Origin of the sequence: Armatimonas sp. (assembly GCF_031410135.1) — a bacterium.
Taxonomy (GTDB): domain Bacteria; phylum Armatimonadota; class Armatimonadia; order Armatimonadales; family Armatimonadaceae; genus Armatimonas.
On the sequence record NZ_JANNYP010000848.1, the window covers coordinates 1 to 1,043 of the forward strand.

Annotated in this window: 2 protein-coding genes; both read right to left on the reverse strand. The window is 57.4% G+C overall.

What is annotated here, in order from left to right:
• On the reverse strand, positions 1-524 hold a 524-nt coding region (gene lptB / locus RMO15_RS30580), incomplete at its 3' end, for an LPS export ABC transporter ATP-binding protein (RefSeq protein WP_309722181.1).
• A partial coding sequence (locus RMO15_RS30585) for a hypothetical protein (protein WP_309722184.1) occupies positions 521-1,043 on the reverse strand: 523 nt, incomplete at its 5' end. The genes lptB and RMO15_RS30585, both read right to left, overlap by 4 nt.

Consider the following 1,043-nt stretch of genomic DNA (forward strand, 5'->3'; position numbering starts at 1 on the left):
GCCTTCGGGTCAATTCCCGCGAAGGGCTCATCTAACAGCAGAAACGCCGGGTTGGCCGCCAGTGCGCGCGCAATCTCCACACGCCGCCGCTCACCGCCGGAGAGCTCCGCGCCACGGGCACTGGCACGGTGGGTCACTTTCAGATCCTCCATAAGCTGATCCGCCTTGGCGCTGCGATCTTTGCGCGGGCATCCGGTCATCTCCAGCACGAGCATCACGTTCTCGCGGACGGTGAGCTTGCGAAAGACACTGGCCTCTTGCGCCAGATAGCCGATCCCACGCCGCGCTCGCTGGTACATGGGCATCTTGGTGACGTCTTTGCCATCCAAGAGCACTTTCCCGCTATCGGGGCGGATCAGCCCGACGATCATGTAGAACGTCGTGGACTTTCCCGCGCCATTGGGGCCAAGTAGGCCGACAATCTCGCCCTGCTCAAAGTTCAGCGAGACGCCATCTACCACACGGCGCTTCCGGTACACCTTGGCGAGCTCTTTTACCTCAATCCGGCGCGTTACATCGCTCATGACTTCTTTTTCTTCTCGGACTCGTCCTTGATGTTGCCCGTGGTACTTCCCGCACCAAGATGAAGCGTCGGCGGCTTATTCTCCGCATCGTCGGGATCACCCAGATCAATCCAGCCACTCTCGACAGATGTCTCTGTTTCCAGAGCACCATAGCTCCACAGGTGTGCGTTACCAGAGAAATCAATCCGCCCGGTTCCTGGTTTTGCTCCGGCTTTGAAGACCGCTTGGTCGCAGCGCACTTTTATTGTCTGTTTATTTCCCTCCAGATCGAGCTGGTCTAAGAGAATGTTCACATTGGTGGTCAAGGTCGCGCCACTGACAAAGGCTTTTTTCCCCTTGACATTCACATTGACAGCAACAGCGACAATCTTTTTAGCACTTAGCTCACGCTGTCGCGACTTGAGCTTTGCTTTTTTGAGCGCTTCGCCGCCCGCTTCCTGAGAGACCATCGAGACGGGCGCTGCACTTCCCAGAAGCGTTGCGGTCACTTTCCCACTTGGGGTTGGCAGGGCAATCTCA